Origin of the sequence: Salinicola acroporae (genome assembly GCF_003206615.1) — a bacterium.
Classification (GTDB): domain Bacteria; phylum Pseudomonadota; class Gammaproteobacteria; order Pseudomonadales; family Halomonadaceae; genus Salinicola; species Salinicola acroporae.
The window spans coordinates 133,639-157,134 of record NZ_PZJW01000004.1; the positions used below are offsets into that span (position 1 = coordinate 133,639).

Annotated in this window: 27 protein-coding genes; 19 read left to right on the forward strand and 8 right to left on the reverse strand. The window is 63.3% G+C overall.

The genetic code is table 11. From position 1 onward, the window contains the following. Positions 1–17 precede the first annotated feature (17 nt). The 3 genes from dxs to DOM54_RS06095 all read left to right on the forward strand — a co-directional run bounded on the left by dxs (position 18) and on the right by DOM54_RS06095 (position 3,472). Entirely contained in the window at positions 18–1,991 is a 1,974-nt protein-coding gene (dxs, locus tag DOM54_RS06085) for a 1-deoxy-D-xylulose-5-phosphate synthase (protein ID WP_110715489.1), read from the forward strand. Positions 1,992–1,998: 7 nt separating this feature from the next. Next, positions 1,999–2,775 carry a co-chaperone DjlA gene (djlA, locus tag DOM54_RS06090; protein WP_110715490.1) on the forward strand — a complete coding sequence of 259 codons (777 nt, stop codon included), beginning with the start codon at positions 1,999–2,001 and terminating at the stop codon, positions 2,773–2,775. A gap of 100 nt (positions 2,776–2,875) precedes the next feature. Further along, on the forward strand, positions 2,876–3,472 hold the full coding sequence (locus tag DOM54_RS06095) for a methyltransferase domain-containing protein (RefSeq protein ID WP_110715491.1): 597 nt from the start codon (positions 2,876–2,878) through the stop codon (positions 3,470–3,472). On the opposite strand, the gene DOM54_RS06100 is transcribed toward DOM54_RS06095, so the two are convergent. Further along, positions 3,473–4,057: a TetR/AcrR family transcriptional regulator gene (locus tag DOM54_RS06100; protein WP_162619774.1), complete on the reverse strand. Its 585-nt coding sequence runs from the start codon at positions 4,055–4,057 to the stop codon at positions 3,473–3,475. A 103-nt stretch (positions 4,058–4,160) separates the two neighbouring features. On the opposite strand from DOM54_RS06100, the gene DOM54_RS06105 reads away from it, so the two are divergent. The 3 genes from DOM54_RS06105 to DOM54_RS06115 all read left to right on the forward strand — a co-directional run bounded on the left by DOM54_RS06105 (position 4,161) and on the right by DOM54_RS06115 (position 5,424). Further along, positions 4,161–4,478, forward strand: coding sequence for a DMT family transporter (locus DOM54_RS06105; RefSeq protein ID WP_110715493.1), 318 nt, complete (start codon positions 4,161–4,163; stop codon positions 4,476–4,478). Further along, positions 4,478–4,807, forward strand: coding sequence for a DMT family transporter (locus tag DOM54_RS06110; protein ID WP_206019027.1), 330 nt, complete (start codon positions 4,478–4,480; stop codon positions 4,805–4,807). Before DOM54_RS06105 ends, DOM54_RS06110 begins: the two co-directional genes overlap by 1 nt. Before the next feature lie 110 nt (positions 4,808–4,917). Then, on the forward strand, positions 4,918–5,424 hold the full coding sequence (locus DOM54_RS06115; protein ID WP_110715494.1) for a DUF421 domain-containing protein: 507 nt from the start codon (positions 4,918–4,920) through the stop codon (positions 5,422–5,424). A 31-nt stretch (positions 5,425–5,455) separates the two neighbouring features. Here DOM54_RS06115 and DOM54_RS06120 read toward each other — a convergent pair whose 3' ends face one another. Then, positions 5,456–7,315, reverse strand: a complete 1,860-nt coding sequence (locus tag DOM54_RS06120) for an ABC transporter ATP-binding protein (protein ID WP_110715495.1) — start codon at positions 7,313–7,315, stop codon at positions 5,456–5,458. Between the two features lie 309 nt (positions 7,316–7,624). Between DOM54_RS06120 and soxR the strand changes: the two genes are divergently transcribed. Continuing rightward, positions 7,625–8,080: a redox-sensitive transcriptional activator SoxR gene (gene soxR, locus DOM54_RS06125; RefSeq protein WP_110715496.1), complete on the forward strand. Its 456-nt coding sequence runs from the start codon at positions 7,625–7,627 to the stop codon at positions 8,078–8,080. 32 nt (positions 8,081–8,112) lie between these two features. Here soxR and trhA read toward each other — a convergent pair whose 3' ends face one another. Beyond that, positions 8,113–8,799 (reverse strand): PAQR family membrane homeostasis protein TrhA, encoded by a 687-nt coding sequence (gene trhA / locus DOM54_RS06130; RefSeq protein WP_110715497.1) that lies wholly within the window; start codon positions 8,797–8,799, stop codon positions 8,113–8,115. 200 nt (positions 8,800–8,999) lie between these two features. Beyond that, positions 9,000–9,635: a GTP cyclohydrolase II gene (gene ribA, locus DOM54_RS06135; RefSeq protein WP_110715498.1), complete on the reverse strand. Its 636-nt coding sequence runs from the start codon at positions 9,633–9,635 to the stop codon at positions 9,000–9,002. A gap of 135 nt (positions 9,636–9,770) precedes the next feature. Between ribA and hemE the strand changes: the two genes are divergently transcribed. The 9 genes from hemE (at position 9,771) to DOM54_RS06180 (ending at position 17,058) form a co-directional block, all read left to right on the forward strand. Beyond that, positions 9,771–10,886: a uroporphyrinogen decarboxylase gene (hemE, locus tag DOM54_RS06140; protein ID WP_110715499.1), complete on the forward strand. Its 1,116-nt coding sequence runs from the start codon at positions 9,771–9,773 to the stop codon at positions 10,884–10,886. Further along, the gene (locus tag DOM54_RS06145) at positions 10,858–11,154 is read left to right on the forward strand and encodes a DCC1-like thiol-disulfide oxidoreductase family protein (protein WP_162619775.1); all 297 of its coding nucleotides are present in this window, start codon (positions 10,858–10,860) and stop codon (positions 11,152–11,154) included. Before hemE ends, DOM54_RS06145 begins: the two co-directional genes overlap by 29 nt. Further along, positions 11,151–11,549, forward strand: coding sequence for a VanZ family protein (locus DOM54_RS06150; protein WP_110715500.1), 399 nt, complete (start codon positions 11,151–11,153; stop codon positions 11,547–11,549). Before DOM54_RS06145 ends, DOM54_RS06150 begins: the two co-directional genes overlap by 4 nt. 290 nt (positions 11,550–11,839) lie before the next feature. Continuing rightward, entirely contained in the window at positions 11,840–12,868 is a 1,029-nt protein-coding gene (locus DOM54_RS06155; protein WP_110715501.1) for an amino acid ABC transporter substrate-binding protein, read from the forward strand. Between the two features lie 85 nt (positions 12,869–12,953). Continuing rightward, positions 12,954–14,144, forward strand: coding sequence for an amino acid ABC transporter permease (locus tag DOM54_RS06160; RefSeq protein WP_110715502.1), 1,191 nt, complete (start codon positions 12,954–12,956; stop codon positions 14,142–14,144). A gap of 1 nt (position 14,145) precedes the next feature. After that, complete coding sequence (locus tag DOM54_RS06165; protein WP_110715503.1) at positions 14,146–15,258, forward strand: amino acid ABC transporter permease; 1,113 nt, start codon at positions 14,146–14,148, stop codon at positions 15,256–15,258. Between the two features lie 115 nt (positions 15,259–15,373). Next, complete coding sequence (locus tag DOM54_RS06170; protein WP_110602129.1) at positions 15,374–16,102, forward strand: amino acid ABC transporter ATP-binding protein; 729 nt, start codon at positions 15,374–15,376, stop codon at positions 16,100–16,102. Between the two features lie 12 nt (positions 16,103–16,114). Continuing rightward, complete coding sequence (locus tag DOM54_RS06175; RefSeq protein WP_240613792.1) at positions 16,115–16,507, forward strand: RidA family protein; 393 nt, start codon at positions 16,115–16,117, stop codon at positions 16,505–16,507. Between the two features lie 134 nt (positions 16,508–16,641). Beyond that, the gene (locus tag DOM54_RS06180; RefSeq protein ID WP_110715504.1) at positions 16,642–17,058 is read left to right on the forward strand and encodes a baeRF12 domain-containing protein; all 417 of its coding nucleotides are present in this window, start codon (positions 16,642–16,644) and stop codon (positions 17,056–17,058) included. A 32-nt stretch (positions 17,059–17,090) separates the two neighbouring features. Here the strand turns inward: DOM54_RS06180 and DOM54_RS06185 are convergent, their stop codons facing one another. Continuing rightward, positions 17,091–18,017, reverse strand: coding sequence for a LysR family transcriptional regulator (locus tag DOM54_RS06185; RefSeq protein ID WP_110715505.1), 927 nt, complete (start codon positions 18,015–18,017; stop codon positions 17,091–17,093). A gap of 151 nt (positions 18,018–18,168) precedes the next feature. Between DOM54_RS06185 and DOM54_RS06190 the strand changes: the two genes are divergently transcribed. Beyond that, positions 18,169–18,945: a ferredoxin--NADP reductase gene (locus tag DOM54_RS06190; RefSeq protein ID WP_110715506.1), complete on the forward strand. Its 777-nt coding sequence runs from the start codon at positions 18,169–18,171 to the stop codon at positions 18,943–18,945. Between the two features lie 127 nt (positions 18,946–19,072). Here the strand turns inward: DOM54_RS06190 and glnK are convergent, their stop codons facing one another. The 3 genes from glnK to DOM54_RS06205 all read right to left on the reverse strand — a co-directional run bounded on the left by glnK (position 19,073) and on the right by DOM54_RS06205 (position 21,194). Next, positions 19,073–19,411, reverse strand: coding sequence for a P-II family nitrogen regulator (gene glnK / locus DOM54_RS06195; RefSeq protein ID WP_075568466.1), 339 nt, complete (start codon positions 19,409–19,411; stop codon positions 19,073–19,075). A 168-nt stretch (positions 19,412–19,579) separates the two neighbouring features. Next, a complete protein-coding gene (locus DOM54_RS06200) occupies positions 19,580–20,830 on the reverse strand; it encodes an ammonium transporter (RefSeq protein WP_110715507.1) in 1,251 nt (416 codons plus the stop codon). Between the two features lie 25 nt (positions 20,831–20,855). Then, positions 20,856–21,194 (reverse strand): P-II family nitrogen regulator, encoded by a 339-nt coding sequence (locus DOM54_RS06205; RefSeq protein WP_110707158.1) that lies wholly within the window; start codon positions 21,192–21,194, stop codon positions 20,856–20,858. Positions 21,195–21,461: 267 nt separating this feature from the next. On the opposite strand from DOM54_RS06205, the gene DOM54_RS06210 reads away from it, so the two are divergent. After that, complete coding sequence (locus tag DOM54_RS06210) at positions 21,462–21,788, forward strand: accessory factor UbiK family protein (RefSeq protein ID WP_110715508.1); 327 nt, start codon at positions 21,462–21,464, stop codon at positions 21,786–21,788. Positions 21,789–21,964: 176 nt separating this feature from the next. After that, positions 21,965–23,485, forward strand: a complete 1,521-nt coding sequence (locus DOM54_RS06215) for a YifB family Mg chelatase-like AAA ATPase (protein ID WP_110715509.1) — start codon at positions 21,965–21,967, stop codon at positions 23,483–23,485. Positions 23,486–23,496 lie beyond the last annotated feature (11 nt).

Below are 23,496 nucleotides of genomic sequence, written 5' to 3' on the forward strand. Positions count from 1 at the left end.
CCCGGTAACGACATTTTATGAAGCTGTTCGATGAAATCCCCACTCGGCGCCCATTCACCCCGCTGCTCGATACGCTCGAGTCGCCCGCGGGCCTGCGCACGCTGTCGCTGACCCAGCAGCGACAGGTCGCCGACGAGCTGCGCGCCTACCTGCTCTATAGCGTGGGCTGCAGTGGCGGCCATTTCGGTGCCGGCCTCGGCGTCGTCGAGTTGACCGTGGCGCTGCACCGCGCGCTGGAAACGCCTCACGATCGCTTGCTGTGGGACGTCGGCCATCAGGCCTATCCGCACAAGATTCTGACCGGACGTCGCGAGGCGCTGGCGAGCATCCGCCAGTATGGCGGCCTGGCGGCGTTCCCGCGGCGTGAAGAGTCGCCGTTCGACACCTTCGGCGTCGGCCATTCGAGCACCTCGATCTCGGCGGCGCTGGGCATGGCGCTGAGCGCCCGGACCAAGGGCGAGAAACGTCGCGTCTGCGCGGTGATCGGCGACGGCGCGCTGACCGCCGGGATGGCGTTCGAGGCGCTGGCCCACGCCGGCCACGTCAAAGCCAACCTGCTGGTCGTGCTCAACGACAACGAGATGTCGATTTCGGAAAACGTCGGTGGCATGGCGAGCTACCTGACCCGAATCCTGACCAGCAAGCCCTACACCGCCATGCGCGAGAACGGCAAGCGGGTCCTGTCTCATCTACCCGGCGCGCTGGAACTCGCCCGGCGTACCGAAGAGCACGTCAAGGGCATGATCAGCCCGGCGACGCTGTTCGAGGAGATGGGCTTCAACTATCTCGGACCGATTGACGGCCACGATCTGGCGGCTTTGAACCAGGCGCTGGAAACCGTGCGTGATCTCGACGGCCCGCAGTTTCTCCACGTCCGCACCCGCAAGGGGCGTGGCTTTCGTCCGGCGGAAGCCGACCCGATCGGCTTCCATGCGATCACCAAGCTGGAAAAGGCGCCACCGCCGCCGCCGCAAGTGGATGCCATCACTCCGCCGGCGGCTGCGATGAGCGCTGCCGAGGCGGCGGCGCAATCGCCCCCGCGTCCGAAGCCGAGAAAGTATTGCAACGTCTTCGGCGACTGGTTGTGCGACATGGCGGCCGAGGATCCAAGGTTGATTGGCATCACTCCGGCCATGCGCGAGGGTTCGGACCTGATTCGCTTCTCGCAGGCCTATCCCGAGCGTTACTACGACGTGGCGATCGCCGAGCAGCATGCGGTGACGCTGGCGGCCGGCATGGCCTGCGAGGCGATGAAACCGGTCGTCGCGATCTACTCGACCTTCCTGCAGCGCGGCTACGACCAGCTGATTCACGATGTCGCCGTCCAGCACCTCGATGTGACCTTTGCCATCGACCGCGCCGGTCTCGTCGGCGAGGATGGCCCGACCCACCACGGTGCCTTGGATCTCTCCTATCTGCGCTGCGTGCCGGACATAATCATCCTGGCGCCGGCGGACGAAGCCGAGTGCCGGGCGATGTTGTCGACCGCCTACCATCACCCCGGCCCCGCGGCGGTGCGCTATCCACGCGGTACCGGGCCCGGCAGCGAGCTGCCGACGGATCTGGCCGCTCGGGTGCCGATCGGCGAGTCCGAACGGCGGCGTGAGTCGGGCGCAGCGGAGAAACGTGTTGCGCTGTTGGCGTTCGGCAGCCTCAATACGCCGGCGGCCGAGGTCGCCGAGCGGCTCGATGCGACGCACCTCAACATGCGCTCGGTGAAGCCGCTGGACCGGGAAGCGATCCTGGCAGCCGCACGGGATCACAATCTGCTGGTGACACTGGAGGAGAACGTGGTGGCCGGCGGCGCGGGCAGTGGCATCAACGAGCTGCTGGCAGCGGAAGGCGTCGAGGTTCAGGTGCTCAACCTGGGCATCTCCGATGCCTTCGTCGAACATGGCAAGCCCGCCGAGCTGCTGCGCGATTGCGGCCTGGATGCCACGGGAATCGAGGCCGCCATCCGCCAACGCTTGAACACCAACAACGACCGATAGGACTTTCATGTCAATTGCCATTCTGATCGGCGCCGTCATCGGCTATCTCTTCGGCAAGCTGCCGGGCCTTCTGATCGGTGCCGCCATCGGCTGGTGGATCAGCCGCAAGCTGCGCAGCTCGCTGTTGGGGCGTGTCGTCAATATCCAGCACCAATTCCTGGAGTCGACCTTCGCGGTGATGGGCTGTGTGTGCAAGGTCGACGGCCATATCACCCAGGACGAGATCCGCACCGCCGAGATGCTGTTCGATCGCCTCAATCTGAGCGGGCAGATGCGCGAGCGGGCCAAGGCCGCATTCAATCGCGGCAAGTCGCCGGAGTTCGACCTCGACGCCGAGGTGGAAACGGTGCGCCGCGTCACCGGCGGCCAGCGGGCGCTGCTGCAGGTGTTCCTGCAGGTGCAATTGGCGGCGATTGCCGCCGACGGCCAGATGCACCCCGCCGAGCACGACATGCTGCTCCGCGTGGCCCGGGGCCTCGGCTTCTCCGAAGCGGAGATCCAGCAGATCGAGGCGATGTTGCGCGGTGGTGCCCATCAGGGCGCCGGCGGGGCGAGCAGCGGTCAGTCGCTGGAAGACGCCTATCGCGTGCTGGGCCTCTCCGAGGATGCCTCCGACGCCGAGCTCAAGCGCGCCTATCGCAAGCTGATGAGCGAGAACCACCCCGACAAGCTGGCCGGCAAGGGCTTGCCCGAGAGCATGCGTGAGATGGCCAAGGAGCGAACCAGCGAGATCAGCAACGCCTACGATCTGATCAAGAAGACGCGGGAGCAGCGCGCGGGCTAAAGCCGTCTCGCGCCGAGATCGGTCGCTATTGTCTCGTGGCGGTTAACACGCTTAGATAGAGGTTCGAACGCCGAGACTCCCACCACAGGGACGTGACTGGATGCCAGCGAAGGCCGATCTCTACCGCACTGCCGCCCGAATGCTGGGCACGATCGACAAGAGTGGATGGATACTGCGTTACCGCTACGGCGACCGCCGACTGCTCGAGGACGTGGTGTTGCCCGCGCTCGATCGCGACCCGGCGGTGGAATCGCTGCTGCTCGTGGGGTGTGCCTGGTATACCCGCCACTATCCTGGGCTGCTGCCGCGCAAGCGGGTGATGACCATGGAGATCGATCCTGCCAAGGCAGCTTTCGGTGGTGACCCGCACATCGTTGCCAACATGACCGACATCACCGAGCACATCGCCCCGGCGAGCCTCGATGCGGTCATTTGCAACGGGGTGCTGGGATGGGGGTTGGACGAGCCCGACGCGGTGGAAACGGCGTTTGCTGGCGCGGCGGCCTGCCTCAGGCCCGGCGGCCTGTTCCTGCTGGGATGGAACGACATACCGCCACGTAACGACTGCCCGCCCGACGCCATCGCCGCGCTGGATGGATTGGAGATCGCCGACATTCCCGGCCTCGACACCCACTCGCTGGTCGCCCTCGAGCGCAACCAGCACTGCTATCAGGCGTATCGCAAGCCCGAAGGCTGATCAGTCCGCCTTCACGCCCGCCCAGAATACCGACCACACGCCTTCGAACCGGCGTTCCAGCTCAGGCCTTTCATACATGAAGGTTTCCGACAGCAGCCCGTCGACGACGCAGTAGAAGGCGGCGACGAAGTGATCGTCGGTCAAGGTCTCGCGCAAGGCGCCGGCTCGGTGCCCTGCCAGGACGACGGCGAGCAGGCGCCGGTCGATTCGTGATTCGCCCTGTTCGCTGATCGCCTCTGCCTCGGCGACGAGGTCGTGAGGAGGAAACAGCAGAAAGCGCTTGTAGAAAACGCCTTGATGCTCGCGATAGGCGAACGTGGCGCACTGCTGCAGCAGGTGTCGCAGCCGCTGCTCGAAAGGGGCGTTCGCCATCTCGGCCAGGCTGGCGTCGATCAGCGCGATCATGTCGTCGTCGGCATCGCGGGACAGCTCCAGGAACAGCGCGGCCTTGCTGTCGAAGTGATTGTAGATCGAGGGCTTCTTGATGCCCGCTGCGGAGGCGATCTGGGCCAACGTCGTGGCTTCGTAGCCGTGGCGAGCGAACAGCGAGAGGCCGATCTGCTTGAGGCGGTCGCGGGTCTTCAAGGGTCGTCTTCCAGTGGGATAGAGGGCGTAGCTTGCCAAGTTTGCCGGGGCTAAATAAACTAACGACCGTTAGTTAGTCATTCTTTGCCGATGGGTGCAAGTCATGATGCGACTGCAGTGGGTCATCCTGCCGCTGGCGGGCCTGGCCGAGGTCGGCTGGGCAGCCGGCCTGAAGCATGCCGAAACCGTGCCGGATTGGCTGCTCACCATCGTGCTGGCGGTCACCAGCCTGTGGCTGGCCTCCAGAGCGGTGCGCTACCTGCCCACCAGCACCGTCTATACGGTCTTCGTCGGCCTGGGTGCGGTGGGCACGGCCGTCGCGGACTGGCTGCTGTTCGGGGTGGCGTTTCACTGGCCGGTATTGGCCTTCATCGCGCTGCTGCTGGCCGGCGTGATCGGATTGCAACGGGTGAGCGACTGATGGAACCGACCACACTGCACTGGATCGCGCTGCTGGTGTCGGGCGCTTTCGAGATCGTCGGCGTCGCCGGCTTCGATCGCCTCAATCGCGGCCAGCGCCTGCATGGCCTGCTGCTGCTCGTCGTCGGTTTCGGCAGCTCGCTGGGCCTGCTGTCGGTCGCCATGCGCTCGATCGACATGGGCGTGGCCTATGCCATCTTCACCGGGATCGGCACCCTCGGCAGCACGCTGATGGGCATGCTGTTTTGGGGTGAGTCGCGGCGGCCGCTGCGACTCGCCTTCGTGGCGATGATCGTCTCGGCGGTGGTGGGGTTGAAGCTGGTGAGCTAAAGGGTTCTTGACCGAAAGCCTGCGCCGCGATCGGGGCATCACGGTTGGCGGCATCGGCGCAAGCCGCCTAGGCTGACAGGCCGCTGCTCACTCGTTCACGGAGTTCTTTCATGCCGCCTGTCCTGCACACCATCGTCGTCGGCATCATCAGCTATCTGGTCCTGATCGTCATCATTCGACTCTCCGGCAAGCGTACGCTGTCGAAATGGAATGCCTTCGATTTCGTGGTCACCATTGCCCTGGGGTCGACGCTGTCGACGGCGCTGGTATCCACGCAAGTATCGCTGGCGCAAAGCATCACTGCCTTCCTGTTGATCGTGCTGTTGCAGTTCGCGATCACGTTCACATCCGTGCGTTCCCGCGCGATCAAGAACCTGGTCAAGTCGCAGCCGACGCTGCTGCTCTTCCAGGGATGTTTTCAGCAGGCGACCATGACCCGGGAGCGCGTCGCCGAGGCCGAGGTGCGCGCGGCCATCCGCGAGAACGGCATCGCCGACGTCGAAGGCGTCCATGCCGTGGTGCTGGAGACCGACGGCACCTTCAGCGTGATTCCGGACGCCGGCCGCAGCGACTCGGCGCTGCAGGGGGTGTCGGGACTGCCCTCCTCCCGGAGCTGACCATGCGCTGGTTCCCATCGCGCGGCCTGGCTCAGCGAACCTCCTGTGTCGATGGCGGCGCGGCTTCCGCTTCCAGGAAGCCGCCGGACTGGCGCCGCCACAGCCGAGCGTAGAGACCGTTCTGGCGGATCAGTTCGGCATGGCTGCCCTGTTCGACGATGCGCCCTTGCTCCATCACCACCAGCCGGTCCATGGCCGCGATGGTGGACAGCCGGTGAGCGATGGCGATCACCGTCTTGCCCCGCATCAACTGGTCGAGGTTTTCCTGGATCGCCGCCTCGACATCGGAGTCCAGCGCCGAGGTGGCCTCGTCGAGGATCAGGATCGGCGCATCCTTGAGCATCACCCGGGCGATGGCGAGCCGCTGGCGCTGGCCGCCCGAGAGCTTGACCCCGCGCTCGCCGACATGTGCCTCGAACCCCTCTCGACCGTGAACGTCGCGCAGCGACTCGATGAAGTCCGATACATGGGCCTGCTTCGCCGCCTGCCAGGCCATCTCGTCGCTGGCGTCGGGGCGACCGTAGAGCAGGTTGTCGCGCACCGAGCGGTGCAGCAGCGAGGTGTCCTGGGTGACCATGCCGATCTTGGCGCGCAGGCTCTCCTGGGTGACCTCGGCGATATCCTGGCCGTCGATGCGGATGGCCCCGCCCTCCAGTTCGTAGAAGCGCAGCAGCAGGTTGACCAGGGTCGACTTGCCGGCGCCGCTCGGGCCGATCAGGCCGATCTTCTCGCCGGGCTGAATGGTCAGCGACAGGTCGTCGATCACGCCGCCGCCCTTGCCGTAGTGGAAGCGGATATGGTCGAACGCGATCTCGCCACGATCGATGGCCAGCGGCCGGGCATCGGGCGCGTCCTCGATCTGGCGCGGCAGCGACAGCGTCGCCATACCGTCCTGGACCGTGCCGATGTTCTCGAACAGGCCCGAGACCTCCCACATGATCCACTGCGACATGCCCCACAGCCGCATCACCAGGCCCAGCGCCACGGCGACGGCGCCCACGCTGATGGCTTCCCCAAGCCACAGCGCGATGGAGAGCCAGCCGACGCTGAACAGCAGTAGCGCATTGAGCAGGTAAAGCATCCCGTAGAGCCCTGTCACCAGCCGCATCTGGCGATACACGGTGACCAGGAAGCCGTGCATGCCTTCCTTGGCGAACGACGCCTCCCGCTGGGCGTGGGAGAACAGCTTGACGGTCTGGATGTTGCTGTAGCTGTCGACGATGCGCCCGGTCATGCGCGAGCGGGCGTCGGCCTGGGATTTCGACACCCGGCCCATGATCGGTACGAACACCCGTAGCAGCACCAGGTAGCCGGCCAGCCAGACCACCAGCGGCATCGCCAGACGCCAGTCGGCATTGCCCACCAGCAGCAGCGTGCCCAGGAAATAGACGCTGACGTAGTTGAGCACGTCGAACAGCTTGATCACGCATTCGCGCACGGCCAGGGAGGTCTGCATCACTTTGGTGGCGATGCGTCCGGCGAACTCGTCCTGGTAAAAATGCATCGACTGGCGCAGCAGATAGCGGTGCGCCTGCCAGCGGATGCGCATGGGGAAGTTGCCCATCATCGTCTGCTGCTGGAACAGCGAGTGTAGCCACACCATGCCGGGCAGCAGGATCAACACGACGAAGGCCATGCCGGCCAGTTTCCAGCCCTGATTGGCCAGGAAGGTCTCGCGATCCTGGGCGGCAAGCCAGTCGACGATGTTGCCGAGAAACCCGAACATCCACACCTCGATGCCGGCGATCAGGGCCATCAGCGCCGTCGCCGTCAGCAAGTAAGGCCAGGCGCCGCGGGTATAGTGGAGACAGAAAGCGACCAGGGTATCGGGCGGGCGCTGTGGTTCCTGGGGCGGAAAGGGATCGAGGCGGTTTTCGAACCAGCGAAACATGGCAATCCTGGAGTCTGGTTTCATGATCGGGACGAAAATTCGCGAGCGCTGTCGCTCGGTCGCCCCGGGGACGGCAGCCTTGATTGTACGCCGGTTCGGCTACCCTGGAGCCATCGATTGGCCCCGCCGTGACCTACCTTTACGCCAGAGACGAGGGAATCTACGGCGGCCGTCGGCGGTCGCTTGTGTCGAGAACGGCCCCCGCTCGATGGCTGGGGCCTGACGGATGGCATGATGTCGCTCTCTTGCGAGGATTCGGGAATCGCTGCACTCTAATTCCTCAAGCAAGCTTGAGGTCAAACGCGGAACATGACGACGAAAACACCACGGAGGGGGGCGATCTCCGCCACCAAGCAGGCATTGAGCGTCGGTGATGTCGCCCGGCGAAGCGGCGTTGCGGTATCGACGCTGCACTTCTACGAGACCAAGGGGTTGGTCCAAAGCTGGCGCAATGCCGGCAACCAGCGGCGCTATACCCGAGACGTGCTGCGCTGTGTGGCCGTGATCAAGATCGCCCAGCGCACCGGTGTACCGCTGACGGAAATCCGCGAGGCCCTGGCAGCGCTGCCCGACTCGCGCACCCCCACGGCGGCGGATTGGCGAAGGCTATCGGAGCGCTGGCGGACAGCCCTGGACGAACGCATCGCCCAGCTCACCCTGCTGCGTGACCAGCTCGACGGTTGTATCGGCTGCGGTTGCCTGTCGCTGTCGCAGTGCCCGTTGCGCAATCCGGGCGACGTACTGGGCGGTAACGAGGAAGATTGACAGCGTCTGGAACGATATCGCCGCAGGCAAGTTCAGGTCTCGAACGGCAACACCGCGGTGTAGACGGCCAGGAAATGACAGACGCTGCCGCCGATCACGAACAGGTGCCAGATGGCGTGATGGAAGGGGATCACGCGCAGGGCGTAGAACAGCACGCCCACAGTGTAGGTGACGCCACCGGCAATGAGCAGGGCGAGACCGGTGGTGGACAGGTGCGTGGCTAGGCTGTCGGCGGCGATTACGATCAGCCAGCCCATGATCAGGTAGATGAAGACCCGCAGCAGATTGAAGCGTTGCGGCCAGATCAGACGCAGCGCGATGCCGCCGAGTGCCAGGCTCCAGATGATGGCGAACAGGGCCCAGCCCATCGGTCCGCGCAGGTTGACCAGCAGGAAGGGTGTGTAGGTACCGGCGATCAGTAGATAGATGGCGCAGTGGTCGAAGGCCTGGAAGACGCGCTTCAGGCGCTGGCCGCGAAAGCCGTGATAGAGGGTCGAGGCGGTGTAGAGCAGCAGCAGGCAACTGCCGTAGAGCGAGACGCTGACGATCTTCCAGGGGTCGACTTGTGCGGCGACGCTGGCGAGCACGATCAGTACGATCATGCCGACGAGACTTAGCGCCGCGCCGATGCCGTGGCTGATGCTGTGCAACCACTCCTCCAACCGGGAGAACTCGTCGAGTTCCTGCGGGCTGGCGGATTCTGGCGGCTGATCGGACATGAATTTCGAGACCCCACTATTCGAGGCGGCTGCCACCATGGCGGCAGAATTCGGAAAGCTGTCTCTTCTGTGACTGAATCGGGACGTTAGCGTTCAGTCTGTGTGGCCAATATGACGCCAATATGACGCCAATATGACGCCAATATGACGCCAATATGACGCCGGTAGAAGTCCGAGGGAGAGGAGGGACCCGCTCAGGCTCAGGCGTCGCGTTCGATATCCACGTCGCTGGCAGGCGTGAAATCGTCGAGATCCATCATGTGGTCGAGCTTGCCGACCTTGGTGGTCAGGTAGTGCTCGTTGAACGGATTGCGGCCGGTGGTGATCGGCAGGCGCTCGTGGATCTCGACGCCATCGAGGCTCAACGCCTCGACCTTGCGCGGATTGTTGGTCATCAGACGCAGCGACCGAATACCCAGATGTTCCAGCATCGGCACGCAGATATCGTAGCGCCGCTGGTCAGCACCGAAACCCAGGCGCTCATTGGCTTCGACGGTGTCGGCGCCATCGTCCTGCAGCGCATAGGCCCGGATCTTGTTGAGCAGGCCGATGCCGCGGCCTTCCTGACGCAGATAGAGCAGGGCGCCGCGGCCCTCGTCGGCGATCCGCTTGAGCGCTTCCTGAAGCTGATAGCCGCAGTCGCAGCGCATCGAGAACAGGGCGTCGCCGGTCAGGCATTCGGAGTGCACCCGTGCGAGCACCGGTTCCGACGTGGTGACGTCGCCGAGGGTGAGCACGACGTGCTCCTTGCCGGTGGCCTCTTCCTGGAAGCCGTGCAGCATGAACGTCGCCCAGGGAGTGGGTAGTTGCGATGCGGCGATGAAGCGGATCGTCACGATGACCTCGCGGTAGGAGGGGCCCCGGCGTCGAATGCTGGCCGGGAGCGCCGGACAATTAAAAGGGCGGCATTATAACAGGCCTGGCGGCCGATCCGTTACAATGCCGGCAAATCTCGAACGCAAAAGGCCGTCATGACTCTGTCCCGTGATTCCCAGTCGCAGGCACTTTCCGACGCTGTCCAGCCGCCGGCGCTACATAACGACCGACTGCTGCGGGCACTGGCCCGCCAGCCGGTGGACCGCACGCCGGTCTGGATGATGCGGCAGGCGGGCCGCTACCTGCCGGAGTATCGTCAGACCCGGGCCCACGCCGGCAGTTTCATGGATCTGTGTCGTAACGCCGAGCTGGCCTGTGAGGTGACGCTCCAGCCGCTCGAGCGTTATCCGCTGGATGCCGCCATTCTGTTCTCGGACATCCTGACTATCCCGGACGCCATGGGGCTCGGGCTCTATTTCGAGACAGGCGAAGGCCCCAAGTTCCGCAAGACGGTGCGCTCCGCCGCCGAGGTGGCCGCCCTGAGTGCCCCGAACGCCGAGCGCGATCTCGACTACGTGATGAACGCCGTTGCCACGATCCGTCGCGAGCTTGGTGGCCGCGTGCCGCTGATCGGCTTTTCCGGCAGCCCGTGGACGCTGGCGACCTATATGGTCGAAGGCGGCTCGAGCAAGGATTTCCGCCACCTCAAGGCGATGCTCTACGGCGACCCCGACACCCTTCATGCATTGCTGGGCATACTCGCCACCGCGGTCACCGACTACCTCAATGCCCAGATTCGCGCCGGCGCCCAGGTGGTGCAGATCTTCGACACCTGGGGCGGGGCATTGTCGACGCCGGCGTATCGCGAGTTCTCCCTGGCCTACATGCAGCGCATCGTCGATGGCCTGATTCGCGAGCACGACGGCCGTCGGGTGCCGGTGATCCTGTTTACCAAGAACGGCGGGCAGTGGCTCGAGTCGATCGCCGACAGCGGCTGCGACGCGGTGGGCCTGGACTGGACCACCGAGCTGAGCGACGCCCGTCGGCGCGTCGGCGAGCGGGTGGCGCTGCAGGGCAATCTCGACCCCAACGTGCTGTTTGCGCCACCGTCGCGCATTCGCGAGGAGGTTGCCCGTATCCTCGAGAGTTTCGGTCCGGGCGAAGGTCATGTCTTCAACCTGGGACACGGCATCAGCCAGTTCACCGATCCGGATCACGTCACGGCGTTCATGGATGCCCTGCATGAACTCAGCCCTGCCTATCATCGATGAGTCCGCCGACGGCGAGCCCCGCCGTAACAGCGATGCCGCCTGGCGCCTGGCCACCCGGCTGCGGGGCGGTTGGCAGCGACTCGAGTGGCTGCGCTGGATTCCACGCCCCCTGCGCGATGGCGGCTACCGTTTCATCGGCAACCACCGGCATCGGCTTTCATCGCTGGGTGCCGCGCGTCTTGAGGATCACCCACGCTGGGTGAATCGTCTCCCCGCCGGGCTCTGTAATCGCTGCGGGTTGCCTGGCGACCTGGCGGACGCGTCATGAAAACCGGCCGCTACGGGTGGGTCCAGATCGGGCTATCGCGCTGGCGAAAAATCGCCGCGGTGGTGGCGACCCTGGGCTGGGCGGCCGGGATCGCCTGGGGGAGCTTGAGCCCCGCCGCGGACTTGCCGCAGCAGCTGCCCTGGGACAAGTTCAACCACTTCATCGCCTATGCCGGCCTGGCGCTGGGGCTGCGTCTCTCCGGGAGCCGCTGGTTGTCGGCCTGGCTGGCGGCGGTGGCGTTCAGTATCGCCATTGAATACCTGCAGCTCTTGGTGCCGGGGCGTCAAGGCGGCGACTGGAACGATATTCTCGCCAATGCGCTCGGCGCCAGCCTCGCCTTGGGCGTGTCAGCGTTCGGGTCGTGGCGCCGACGCGGTCGCGGCATTCAACGTTAGTCGAAGGGGGCGCCAGAATGTCCCGACGCCATGGAGGCTGCGGAGAATCTTCGGTGCGGGCACCACTATGGTGCAGGTGTGTTATTTAAGCACTGTTTTGAAACAATTTGTTGTCGATTTGGTGGCTCAGGAGGCCCAGCGGACTCGATGCCGGCATGATCATCGAGGCTAGAGTAGCGTTGAAACAGGGTTTTACGGCCCTCGGCGCGAAAGTGGAACGAACTTTGCTAATTTCATCTGGGCATGTTCCGGCATGCACTCAAATGATAACGCGAGGGAGTTGATTCCATATGCGCCACAAGAACAAAAGCCTGATCGTACTGCCAGCCGCCATGCTTGCCGCGGCCGCCGTCACCCAAGTTCAGGCTGCCACTCTGGATGAGGTCAAAAGCAGCGGCGAGTTCACCTGTGGTGTCAGCACGGGGCTGACCGGGTTCTCGTCTCCCGATGAAAATGGCAAATGGACCGGTATCGACGTTGAAGTCTGCCGTGCCGTTGCCGCGGCCGTTCTGGGCGACCCGGAAGCCGTTGTTTTCTCCCCGCTGACCGCCAAGGAGCGCTTCACCGCGCTGCAGTCCGGCGAAGTCGACGTGCTGTCCCGCAATACGACCTGGACCGCCACCCGCGACAACTCGCTGGGGCTGAACTTCACCGGGGTCAACTTCTACGACGGTCAGGGCTTCCTGGTGCGCAAGGACCTGGGCGTCAGCAGCGCGACCGAGCTCGATGGTGCGTCCATCTGCGTGCAGTCCGGTACTACCACCGAGTTGAACATGGCCGACTACTTCAAGGCCAACGACATGCAGTTCCAGCAGGTGGCATTCGACACCTCCGACCAGACGGCGCAAGGTTTCGACAGTGGTCGCTGTGACGTGCTGACCTCCGACTCCTCGCAGCTGGCCGCACTGCGCCTGCAGCTGGCGGATCCGGACGGTGTCGTGATTCTGCCGGAACGCATCTCCAAGGAGCCGCTGGGCCCGGTCGTGCGTCAGGGCGACGATCAGTGGTTCAACATCGTCAAGTGGACGTTGTTCGCCATGCTTGACGCCGAAGAGCTCGGCATCACCAGCGAGAATGTCGACGAAATGCGCGACACCCCGCCGAATCCGGACGTCGCCCGCCTGCTGGGCAAGGACGGCAACTTCGGCGAGCAGATGGGCATCAGCAACGACTGGGCCTACAACATCGTCAAGATGGTCGGCAACTATGGCGAAGTCTTCGAGCGCACCGTGGGCTCCGGCTCGCCGATGGCGCTCGAACGCGGCATCAACGCGCTGTGGAACGACGGCGGCATCCAGTACGCACCGCCGGTTCGCTAAGCGTTACCTCGTGCTCTCGACACCGCGCCCCTTCGGTCTGAGCGCCGGGGCGCGGTGCCTCTCAACGCTCGAGTAGAGACAACTCATGCTGCGTCCATCCACTACCTTACCGCGACGAGGGCATGGGCCCTTGTGGCGGAATCCCGCCATACGCGCCCTGATCGTCCAGGCCGTGCTGTTTCTGGTGCTGGCGGTTTTCATCGGCTATCTGGTTCACAACACGCTGCTCAACCTGGAAGCCCGCGGTATTCATACCGGTTTCGGTTTTCTGGAGGGGCGAGCCGGCTTCTCGATTCCGCAGACGCTGATCGAGTACACCAGCGACAGTACCTATGGCAGAACCTTCGTCATCGGGCTGCTCAATACGCTGCTGGTGTCGGCGCTGGGTATCGTCGCCGCCACGATCATCGGGTTTCTGGTGGGGATCGCGCGCCTGTCGCCCAACTGGCTGCTGGCGCGTCTGGCGACGATCTACGTCGAGACCTTCCGTAATATCCCGCTGCTGGTCCAGATCCTGTTCTGGTACTACGCCGTGCTGCGGGCACTCCCGTCGCCACGACAGAGCCTATCGCTGTTCGATGCCTTCTTCTTCAACGTGCGGGGCATGGTGATGCCCAACCCGCAGCCGCTGGATGGTTTTGCCGCCACGCCCTGGGCGCTGCTGGTTGCCGTCGTCGTCACGATCCTGTTCGGCCTGTTCGCCAAGCGTCGCCAGGCGAGCACGGGCAAGGCGCTTCCCGTCTACTGGATCGGCCTGACGATCATTGTCGGACTGCCGCTGATCGTCTTCCTGGCTACCGGTTCACCGCTCGAGTGGACGCTGCCGGAAATGGCGGGATTCAACTTCCGCGGTGGTGTCAACATCCTGCCGGAACTGCTGGCGCTGTGGCTGGCACTGTCGATCTACACGGCGGCGTTCATCGCCGAGATCGTGCGCTCGGGCATTCTGTCGGTCTCCCACGGTCAGACGGAAGCCGCGCGCTCGCTGAGCCTGCCGGAGGCGATCACGCTGCGCAAGATCGTCATTCCTCAGGCGATGCGAGTGATCATCCCGCAGATGACCAGTCAGTATCTCAACCTGATCAAGAACTCGTCGCTGGCGACCGCCATCGGCTATCCCGATCTCGTCGCGGTGTTTGCCGGTACCACGTTGAACCAGACCGGACAGGCGATCGAGATCATCGCCATGACCATGGCGGTCTATCTGGTCATCAGCCTGACGGTCTCGTTTTTGATGAATCTTTATAATGCGCGCACGCTGCTGAAGGAGCGTTGAGATGACGACTGACTCTACCTTCCGCACCGAAATGATCGAAGCGCGCGAGGCGCCGGACCAGCGCCGGGGCGTGATCGGCTGGTTTCGAGCCAATCTGTTCAACGGACCGATCAACAGTATCGTCTCGATCGTCGTCATCTACCTGCTGGCACGACTGGTCTGGCCGTTCCTCGAATGGGCAGTGATCGACGCCGACTGGATTGGTACCACGCGAGACGCTTGTACCGGCGATGGCGCCTGCTGGGTGTTCATCTCGGCGCGCTTCGAATCCATCATCTACGGCTTCTATCCGGACGCCGCACGCTGGCGCGTCGACATCGTGTTCGCGCTGCTGGCGATCCTGGTCGCCTGGCTGGCGGTCCCCAAGCTCCCCTACAAGAAATGGGTGGCGCTGTTTGCGCTTGTCGGCCTGCCGATCATCGCCTACTTCCTGCTGGTGGGAGGCTCGTTCGGGCTGGAGTACGTGCCGACGCGCGCCTGGGGTGGCCTGATGCTGACGCTGACGATTGCCGTGCTGGGTATCGTCGGTTCGCTACCGCTGGGGATCATTCTGGCGCTCGGTCGACGCTCCAAGATGCCGTTCGTCAAAGGCATCTGCGTGATCTTCATCGAGTTCTGGCGCGGCGTTCCGTTGATCACGGTGCTGTTCATGGCCTCGGTCATGCTGCCCCTGTTCGTGCCTGGGGATTTCGACTTCGACAAGCTGTTGCGCGCGCTGATCGGGATCATGTTCTTCTGGAGCGCCTACATGGCGGAGGTAATCCGCAGCGGCCTGCAGGCGATCGGCAAGGGGCAGACGGAAGCGGGCCAGGCGCTGGGGCTGAACTACTGGCAGAGAACCGGCCTGATCGTACTGCCGCAGGCGCTCAAGCTGGTGATCCCGGGGATCGTCAACACCTTCATCGCGCTGTTCAAGGATACGTCGCTGGTGCTGATCATCGGCCTTTTCGACCTGCTGGCGATCATTCGCGCCGGCCTCACCGACTCCAACTGGCTGGGCTTTTCCACCGAAGGCTATGTCTTCGCGGCGGCCGTCTACTGGGTATTCTGCTTCAGCATGTCCCGCTACAGCCAGTACATCGAGCGACGTCTGAACACCGGACATAAACGGTGAGTGCGACCAGCGACTGTGTCTCCACGCACTCCCATAACGAGATTGTCATCAGGAAATCATTGCCATGAGCGAAGCGACAGCGTCTCAGACAACCGCGTCCGGCAGCGACCGACCGATGATCGAAATTGATCATCTCAACAAGTGGTACGGCAGTTTCCATGTGCTGCGCGACATCAACCTGACCGTGACCAAGGGCGAGCGGATCGTCATCTGTGGCCCTTCCGGCTCGGGCAAGTCGACGATGATCCGCTGCATCAATCACCTCGAGGAGCACCAGCAGGGCTCTATCGTGGTCAACGGCGTGCCGATGACCAACGACGTCAAGCGGATCGAGCAGATCCGCCGCAACGTCGGCATGGTCTTCCAGCACTTCAATCTGTTTCCCCACCTGACCGTGCTCGAGAACTGCTGCCTGTCCCAGATCTGGGTACAGAAGAAGCCGCGTGCCGAGGCGGAGAAGACCGCGATGGAATATCTCGAGCGGGTTCAGATCGCCAATCAGGCACTGAAATATCCCGGCCAGCTTTCGGGTGGTCAGCAGCAGCGCGTGGCGATCGCCCGGGCGCTCTGCATGCGCCCGGAGGTGATGCTGTTCGATGAGCCGACCTCGGCGCTCGATCCGGAGATGATCAAGGAAGTGCTCGACGTCATGATCGAGCTCGCCCATGAAGGCATGACAATGCTCTGCGTCACCCATGAGATGGGCTTCGCCAAGACCGTCGCCGATCGGGTGATCTTCATGGACCAGGGCCAGATCATCGAAGAAGCGCCGCCGCACGAGTTCTTCAATAATCCGCGCTCCGAGCGAACCCAGCTGTTCCTGAGCCAGATCCTGGGACATTGAGGATAACATCGGATGGGTATCGAAAAACTCTTCGTCAGCGGCGCCCCGCAGCCGATCGCACCGTTCTCCCACGCCTGCAAGGTGGGGGAGCTGGTCTTCATTACCGGCCAGATGCCGACGGTGCCGGAGACCAATGAGATGCTGCTGGGCACGTTCACCGAGCAGACGCACCGGGTGATGCAGAATCTGGCGATCGTCCTCGAAGCCGCCGGCACCAGCTTCGAGCATGTGGTCCAGAGTCGTGTCTTCATCACCAACATGGGGCACTTCGAGGAGGTGAACGGTGTCTATGCGAGCTATTTTGAGGACCCGCTGCCGACGCGGACCTGCATCGGTGTCACCGGCCTCGCCGGCGGTGCCGATGTCGAGGTAGACATGATTGCCTGGATTCCGCCAGTGGAATGATCGAACGAAGTTCGGTCTTTGCGACTTCGCCCCGCACCCGCGGGGCGAAGTCGTTTCTGCAGGCCTGAAGGTTGAGCGATGAAGGAATCTCTACCAAGCTTGGATGACGATCCACGGAACAGGAGAGGGTGATCATGGACAAGACCTTCGTTGTCGCTGCCGACGCATCCCGCGCGCGTATCTTCGCCCGAGAGGCTCGGGTGCTTCGGGAAATCGAGACATTGACGCATCCTGAGTCCCGGCTGCATACGGGAGATCTGCGCACGGGAGGCGAAGGGTCGGCCACTTCCGGGGCCAGTCAGCGCCAGACCGGCAACGACAACGCCACGTCGGAGAAGCAGGCGATGTTTTTTGCCAAGGAGGTCGCCGACTACCTGCGTAAAGCGAGAACCCAGGGTAAGGCCGATAAGTTCGTACTGATTGCCGCGCCGCAGTTCCTGGGCCAGCTGCGCGACAAGCTCGACAAGCCAACGCTCGACTGCGTCACTCAGACGCTCGATAAGGATCTTTCGAAAGCCAACGAGGACGAAATCATCAGCAAGCTCGATTGACCCTCGATCGGGGCCGGCGGTGACTCTCTCTGTCAGGGGATCGTCGGCAGGTCGATCTCGTCGCTGCGCTGAATGCCGGCGGTCATTTCGCGACACAGGCGCAGGAACTCGCGCATACCGGTCGTCAGGTATTTTTGACGATGCCAGATGAAGGCGAAGCGGCGGGTAAGATCCAGCTCCGGTGTCGCGATCGGCACCAGGCTGCCGCGTCGGAAAGCGTCTCTCAACGCCAGGCGAGAGACGCAGCCGATGCCGAGACCGGACTCAACGGCGCGCTTGATCCCCTCGGTGTGCTCCAGTTCAAGCAGAATATTGAAACGCCCTCGCCGGTGACGCATGGCATGTTCCAGCGTCCGGCGCGTGCCGGAACCCACTTCGCGCATGATCCACGCCTCGCGTAGCAGCCGCTCGACATCGGCGCTTCCTGCCTCGGCCAATGAGTGGCGCGGCGAGCAGAACACGGTCAGGTCGTCTTCGATCCAGGGTTGGATGACGATATCATCGTGTTGGCAATCACCCTCGATCAGGCCCAGGTCCAGCTCATGCAGCGCAATGCGTTCGACGATGGAGGCGGTGTTGCGGACATGCAGCCGGACCCGGCTTTCCGGGTAGCGCTGCATGAAATCGCTGATCAACAGTGTCGCCAGGTAATTGCCGATCGTCAGCGTCGCTCCCACCTCCAGCGAGCTGATACCGCTCTGGCCCTGCAGCAATTCCTCGATCTCCTCGCCACGATCCAGTAGCGCAACCGCCTTGGGCAGCAGTTGAAAGCCCAGCGCATTCAGCTTGAGGCGCTTGCCGAGCCGGTCCAGCAACTGGCAGTCGAACTGTCTTTCCAGTTCCGCCAGCGCAGTACTTGTCGCCGACTGCGACATCGACAGTGTCTGCGCGGCGCGAGACACGCTCTGGTGCTGGGCTATCGCCACGAAAACCTCAAGTTGTCGCAGGGTGTAGCGCATCAGTTGCGGCCCTTATCGATTTCATGGATATAGGATATCCAAATAATCCACTTAACAGAATACTCTGGCTTTCTTATAGTCGTCACATCTACTCGGCATCCCGTTTATGCCTTTTCGCTATTATTGTTGTCGTCATCGCAAGGAGCCGGTCATGAGCAAATTTGCGCTGGAAGAAGTCCTGAGCGTTCACCACTGGAACGACACCCTGTTCAGCTTCCGGACCACGCGTGAGCGCAGCCTGCGCTTCAAGAACGGGCAGTTCGTGATGATCGGCCTGGAAGTGAACGGCAAGCCGTTGGTGCGTGCCTACTCCGTCGCCAGTCCCAATTACGAAGACCACCTGGAGTTCTTCAGCATCAAGGTCCAGGACGGTCCGCTGACGTCGCGCCTGCAGCATCTCAAGGTTGGCGACCAGATCATGGTCAGCCGCAAGCCCACGGGGACGCTGGTCTGCGATGACCTGCTGCCGGGGCGCAATCTCTATATGCTCTCCACCGGTACCGGGCTGGCGCCGTTCATGAGCCTGATCCAGGATCCCGAGGTCTACGAGCGCTACGAAAAGGTCGTGCTGATCCACGGCGTGCGTACCGTCAGCGAACTGGCCTATGCGGACTTCATCTCCGAGGAGTTGCCGGCGCACGAGTACCTGGGTGACGAGATTCGCGACAAGCTGGTCTACTACCCGACGGTTACCCGCGAGGAATTCCACACCATGGGCCGTCTGACCGACCATATCCGCAGTGGCAAACTGGTCGAGGATACCGGCCTGCCGCCGCTGGATCCGAAGCAGGACCGGGCCATGATCTGCGGCAGCCCGGCGATGCTCGAAGAGACCAGCGAGCTGCTCGATGAACTTGGGTTTGCCATCTCGCCGCGCATGGGCGAGCCGGGCGACTACGTCATCGAGCGGGCGTTCGTCGAGAAGTAAGCTCGAAGCCTGAAGAGCGCCGCTTCGCGGCTGGAAGAAAAGAAACCCCGTCAGGCGCAGTATCGCCAGGCGGGGTTTCTTTTGTTAGACATCCAGCAAACGCTGCTTTACAGCTTCCAGCTGTGGGTCAGACCGCGTCCTTACCGGTCTCGCCAGTACGAATTCGAATGACCTGCTCCAGCGGCGAGACGAAGATCTTGCCGTCGCCAATCTTGCCGGTATTGGCCACCTTGGTGATGGCATCGATTACCTGGTCGCTCATGCCGTCGTCGACGGCGACTTCCAGCTTGATCTTGGGAAGGAAGTCGACCACGTATTCGGCGCCACGATAGAGCTCGGTGTGGCCCTTCTGGCGACCGAAGCCCTTGACCTCGGTCACAGTGACGCCCTGCACGCCGATCTCGGACAGAGACTCACGCACGTCGTCCAGCTTGAACGGTTTGATAATGGCGGTAACCAGTTTCATGGAAGTTCTCCTCGCGTGCGATAGACGGATGATGTGCGCTCAACTCTTTGAGTGGCCGTTCGAATGCCCGACGACTAGTAGTTTAAGCATACACCGCCGATCGCGGGAATTAAAAAAGGCCCCCCGAAGGGGGCCAGGGGAGCACGCCAGCTCACTCGGTGTGTCGGCTCACTTCTTGCCGACGTTGAATTCAGGATAGGCTTCCATACCACATTCCGCGATATCGACGCCTTCATATTCTTCTTCTTCGGAGACTCGGATACCCATGACGGCCTTGATGATGCCCCACACCACCAGGCTGGCGATGAAGGTCCAGGCGAAGATAGTCGCGATACCCAGAAGCTGAGCGCCGAACGTAGCGTCACCGTTGGAGAGCGGTACGGCAAGAAGGCCCCAGATACCGACGACGCCATGGACCGAGATCGCGCCGACCGGGTCGTCGACCTTCACCTTGTCGAGCGTCACGATGGCGATGACCACCAGCAGACCACCAACGGCGCCGATCAGTGTTGCGCCAAGGGCAGTGGGGGCCAGCGGTTCGGCGGTGATGGCGACCAGGCCGGCCAGCGCGCCATTCAGCGCCATGGTCAGGTCCGCCTTGCGGAACCACAACTTGGCCAGGATGATCGCGGCGATGACGCCGCCGGCAGCCGCCGCGTTGGTGTTGACGAAGACTTGAGCAACGGCATTGGCTTCATCGACATTGGAAACCATCAGTTCCGAGCCGCCGTTGAAGCCGAACCAGCCCAGCCACAGGATGAAGGTGCCGAGCGTTGCCAGCGGCAGGTTGGAGCCGGGGATCGCGTAGATGGCGCCGTTCTTGCCGTACTTGCCCTTGCGTGCGCCCAGCAGCAGCACACCGGCGAACGCGGCCGTGGCACCACAGAGGTGGACGACGCCAGAGCCGGCGAAATCCTGGAAACCGGCCGCGTCGAGGAAGCCACCGCCCCATTTCCAGTAGCCCTGAATCGGGTAGATGAAGCCGGTCATGACGACCGCGAAGAGCATGAATGCCCACAGTTTCATGCGCTCGGCAACGGCGCCGGAGACGATAGACATTGCCGTGGCGACGAAGACGACCTGGAAGAAGAAGTCGGAGCGCGCGGAATAGTAGACATCGCCGCCGCTGGACATCACGTCGTCGACGCTGTTCTCCGCGCCGATCAGGAAGCCGAGGTTGGGCAGGAAGCCGCCGCTCTCGCTGGAATACATGATGTGGTAGCCGACCAGCAGGTACATGGTGCAGGCAATGGCATAGAGAACGACGTTCTTGGTCAGGATCTCGGTGGTGTTCTTGGCGCGGACCAGCCCAGCCTCGAGCATGGCGAACCCGGCAGCCATCCACATTACCAAGGCGCCCGTCACCAGGAAGTAGAAGGTGTCGAGTGCGTAGGAAAGTTGAACTACTTGATCATTCATTCTTTTGTCTCCTCATTCCGCGCCGTCAAACGGCGTCGGCCCCGCGTTCCCCGGTACGAATCCGGATCACATCTTCGAGTGGCGTGACGAACAGCTTGCCGTCGCCGATCTTGCCGCTGTTGGCGGCATTGCGGATCGAGTCCAGCACACCATCGACACGATCGTCTTCGACAGCGATCTCGACTTTCACCTTCGGCAGGAAATCGACGACATACTCCGCGCCGCGGTAAAGCTCTGTGTGGCCTTTTTGACGACCGAACCCTTTCACTTCCGTGACGGTGATGCCTTGCACGCCGTTATCGGCCAGTGCCTCGCGCACATCGTCGAGCTTGAAGGGTTTAATGATGGCGGTGATGAGTTTCATCCCTTGTCTCTCCCGTAATCGGCTTGCGCCTTCAGGAGACACGCAGGACACATGCCATTTGCTGATGAGGATAAAGAAATCAATAGGTTGTCTGTGGCCCCGGGCACGGCCGCCAGCGCCGCGTCGCCGCCGCGGCTGGTGATTGCACCAGAATCATGCAGGCCGGTTTTGTGGCTGCACCTTTTGTGCGCAGGCGTAAAGTCGGGAGTTTGCGTAGACTTGAGTGACGGGTCATCGAAGACATCGGGAAATCAAGGAGACAATTTCATGTCGGCACAAGATCGGTTCGAGCGTCTGACCAGGCAACTGGGTGACAAGCTCCATGGTGCCTCCCAGGCGCCGGGCGATATTCAGCGCAACGTGCAAAGTGTGTTGCGAGGCGCCATGGAGCGCATGGAGATCGTTTCCCGGGAGGATTTCGACATCATGATGGAAGTACTCCAGCGCACGCGTGAACGTGTCGAGGCGCTGGAGGAGCAGGTGGCGGCGTTGGAGAACACGCTGCAGAGCGAGCAGGCGGCGCAACCCCGTGTGGAGCCCCGCACTCCGCCGGGCGACGACACCGATGGCAGCGCTCACGGAACCAAGCCCTGACCATGTCGGGGCCAATGCCAGTTGATCCGGGTCGCCGACGGGCATTCTCGCCCGGGTGGTGATGCCGATCGAGTTGCGATATCACGTAACATTATGTAGTTGTAGGGCCACGAAGGATGTCGTCCTGACATCCCCTGGCCTGCGGCGACTGCCCAGGTGCCGACCTGGGAGCCCCCATGACGCTTGCCATCGTGCGTGCCCGCGCCAGCCTCGGACTTGAGGCCCCTGAAGTGCTGATCGAGGTTCACTTGAGTAACGGTTTGCCAGGGTTGACGCTGGTGGGCCTGCCAGAGGCCGCGGTCAAGGAGAGTCGCGAACGGGTTCGTAGCGCGCTCATCAACGCCGGTTTCGAGTTTCCCTCGCGTCGCATCACGCTCAATCTGGCGCCCGCCGACCTGCCCAAGGATGGCGGCCGCTTCGATCTTCCGATTGCGCTGGGCATCCTGATGGCATCCGGTCAGGTTCCCGTCGAGGCGGCCGAACGGCTCGAAGTCGTCGGCGAGGTGGCGCTGGACGGGGCGCTGCGGCCGGTCACGGGCGTACTCCCGACGGCGCTGGCGGCGCGGCGCGCAGGCCGAGGGCTCATCGTCCCGCTCGCCAATGCCGATGAAGCGGCATTGGCCGATGGCGTCGAGGTGTTCGCGGCGGGGCATCTTCTGGAGGTCGTGAGCCATTTACTCGGCCGCGAGAAACTCGTTGCGCACCAATTTGGCGCGCCCGTCAACGCGGAGCTGCCCCAACCGGACATGGCGGATGTCAAGGGGCAGCATCAGGCGCGCCGGGCGCTGGAGGTCGCGGCGGCGGGTGGCCACAATCTGTTGCTGGCGGGGCCGCCAGGCACAGGCAAGACCATGCTGGCCAGCCGGCTGGCGGGCATTCTGCCGCCGCTGACACAAGATGAATCGCTCGAGGTGGCGGCGGTACGGTCGGTGTGCGGGCTGCCGATCATGGAACGCTGGGGGCAACGACCGTTTCGCAACCCGCACCACACCTCGAGCGGCGTGGCGCTGGTGGGTGGTGGCGCACGCCCGCGGCCCGGCGAGATCTCGCTGGCGCATCAGGGGGTGCTGTTTCTGGACGAGTTGCCGGAGTTCGACCGCCACGTGCTGGAAGTCCTGCGGGAGCCGATGGAATCGGCGCAGATCCTGATCTCCCGGGCCAATCACCAGCGCCGCTTTCCGGCTCGTTTCCAACTGGTCGCCGCCATGAATCCCTGCCCCTGCGGGCATCTCGGCGATCCGCGTCAGCGCTGCCACTGCAGCCCCGCACAGATCCAGCGCTATCAGTCGCGGCTGTCCGGCCCCTTGCTGGACCGGATCGACCTGCAGGTCGAGGTGCCTGCGCTTCCGGCCACCCAATTGACCGATCAAACGCCAGGTGAGTCTTCCGCCAGCGTGAGGGAGCGGGTTCTCGCCGCGCGCCGACGTCAGCAAGCGCGGGGCTATCTCAACGCCCATCTGCCCGGCCCCGAGCTGGAAGCCGCCTGCGCCTTGTCCTCGGATGAGCGGCAGTGGTTCGCCAGCGTGCTGGATCGGCTCAATCTCTCCGCGCGGGCCTATCACCGCGTACTACGGGTGGCGCTGACCCTGGCCGATCTCGGCGGTGAAGCGCGAGTCGGCAAGGCGCAGCTGATGGAGGCGATCGGCTATCGTCAGTTGGACCGCATGCTGAAGGCCAACGATCCCATGCGGGCGTGATTCGGGATACG

Bases quoted from the DNA above. Each gene is read 5' to 3' on its own strand.
- dxs (WP_110715489.1), top strand. From the start codon at position 18: ATGAAGCTGTTCGATGAAATCCCCACTCGGCGCCCATTCACCCCGCTG.
- djlA (WP_110715490.1), top strand. From the start codon at position 1,999: ATGTCAATTGCCATTCTGATCGGCGCCGTCATCGGCTATCTCTTCGGC.
- DOM54_RS06095 (WP_110715491.1), top strand. From the start codon at position 2,876: ATGCCAGCGAAGGCCGATCTCTACCGCACTGCCGCCCGAATGCTGGGC.
- DOM54_RS06105 (WP_110715493.1), top strand. From the start codon at position 4,161: ATGATGCGACTGCAGTGGGTCATCCTGCCGCTGGCGGGCCTGGCCGAG.
- DOM54_RS06110 (WP_206019027.1), top strand. From the start codon at position 4,478: ATGGAACCGACCACACTGCACTGGATCGCGCTGCTGGTGTCGGGCGCT.
- DOM54_RS06115 (WP_110715494.1), top strand. From the start codon at position 4,918: ATGCCGCCTGTCCTGCACACCATCGTCGTCGGCATCATCAGCTATCTG.
- DOM54_RS06120 (WP_110715495.1), bottom strand. From the start codon at position 7,315: ATGTTTCGCTGGTTCGAAAACCGCCTCGATCCCTTTCCGCCCCAGGAA.
- soxR (WP_110715496.1), top strand. From the start codon at position 7,625: ATGACGACGAAAACACCACGGAGGGGGGCGATCTCCGCCACCAAGCAG.
- trhA (WP_110715497.1), bottom strand. From the start codon at position 8,799: ATGTCCGATCAGCCGCCAGAATCCGCCAGCCCGCAGGAACTCGACGAG.
- hemE (WP_110715499.1), top strand. From the start codon at position 9,771: ATGACTCTGTCCCGTGATTCCCAGTCGCAGGCACTTTCCGACGCTGTC.
- DOM54_RS06145 (WP_162619775.1), top strand. From the start codon at position 10,858: ATGAACTCAGCCCTGCCTATCATCGATGAGTCCGCCGACGGCGAGCCC.
- DOM54_RS06150 (WP_110715500.1), top strand. From the start codon at position 11,151: ATGAAAACCGGCCGCTACGGGTGGGTCCAGATCGGGCTATCGCGCTGG.
- DOM54_RS06155 (WP_110715501.1), top strand. From the start codon at position 11,840: ATGCGCCACAAGAACAAAAGCCTGATCGTACTGCCAGCCGCCATGCTT.
- DOM54_RS06160 (WP_110715502.1), top strand. From the start codon at position 12,954: ATGCTGCGTCCATCCACTACCTTACCGCGACGAGGGCATGGGCCCTTG.
- DOM54_RS06165 (WP_110715503.1), top strand. From the start codon at position 14,146: ATGACGACTGACTCTACCTTCCGCACCGAAATGATCGAAGCGCGCGAG.
- DOM54_RS06170 (WP_110602129.1), top strand. From the start codon at position 15,374: ATGATCGAAATTGATCATCTCAACAAGTGGTACGGCAGTTTCCATGTG.
- DOM54_RS06175 (WP_240613792.1), top strand. From the start codon at position 16,115: ATGGGTATCGAAAAACTCTTCGTCAGCGGCGCCCCGCAGCCGATCGCA.
- DOM54_RS06180 (WP_110715504.1), top strand. From the start codon at position 16,642: ATGGACAAGACCTTCGTTGTCGCTGCCGACGCATCCCGCGCGCGTATC.
- DOM54_RS06185 (WP_110715505.1), bottom strand. From the start codon at position 18,017: ATGCGCTACACCCTGCGACAACTTGAGGTTTTCGTGGCGATAGCCCAG.
- DOM54_RS06190 (WP_110715506.1), top strand. From the start codon at position 18,169: ATGAGCAAATTTGCGCTGGAAGAAGTCCTGAGCGTTCACCACTGGAAC.
- glnK (WP_075568466.1), bottom strand. From the start codon at position 19,411: ATGAAACTGGTTACCGCCATTATCAAACCGTTCAAGCTGGACGACGTG.
- DOM54_RS06200 (WP_110715507.1), bottom strand. From the start codon at position 20,830: ATGAATGATCAAGTAGTTCAACTTTCCTACGCACTCGACACCTTCTAC.
- DOM54_RS06205 (WP_110707158.1), bottom strand. From the start codon at position 21,194: ATGAAACTCATCACCGCCATCATTAAACCCTTCAAGCTCGACGATGTG.
- DOM54_RS06210 (WP_110715508.1), top strand. From the start codon at position 21,462: ATGTCGGCACAAGATCGGTTCGAGCGTCTGACCAGGCAACTGGGTGAC.
- DOM54_RS06215 (WP_110715509.1), top strand. From the start codon at position 21,965: ATGACGCTTGCCATCGTGCGTGCCCGCGCCAGCCTCGGACTTGAGGCC.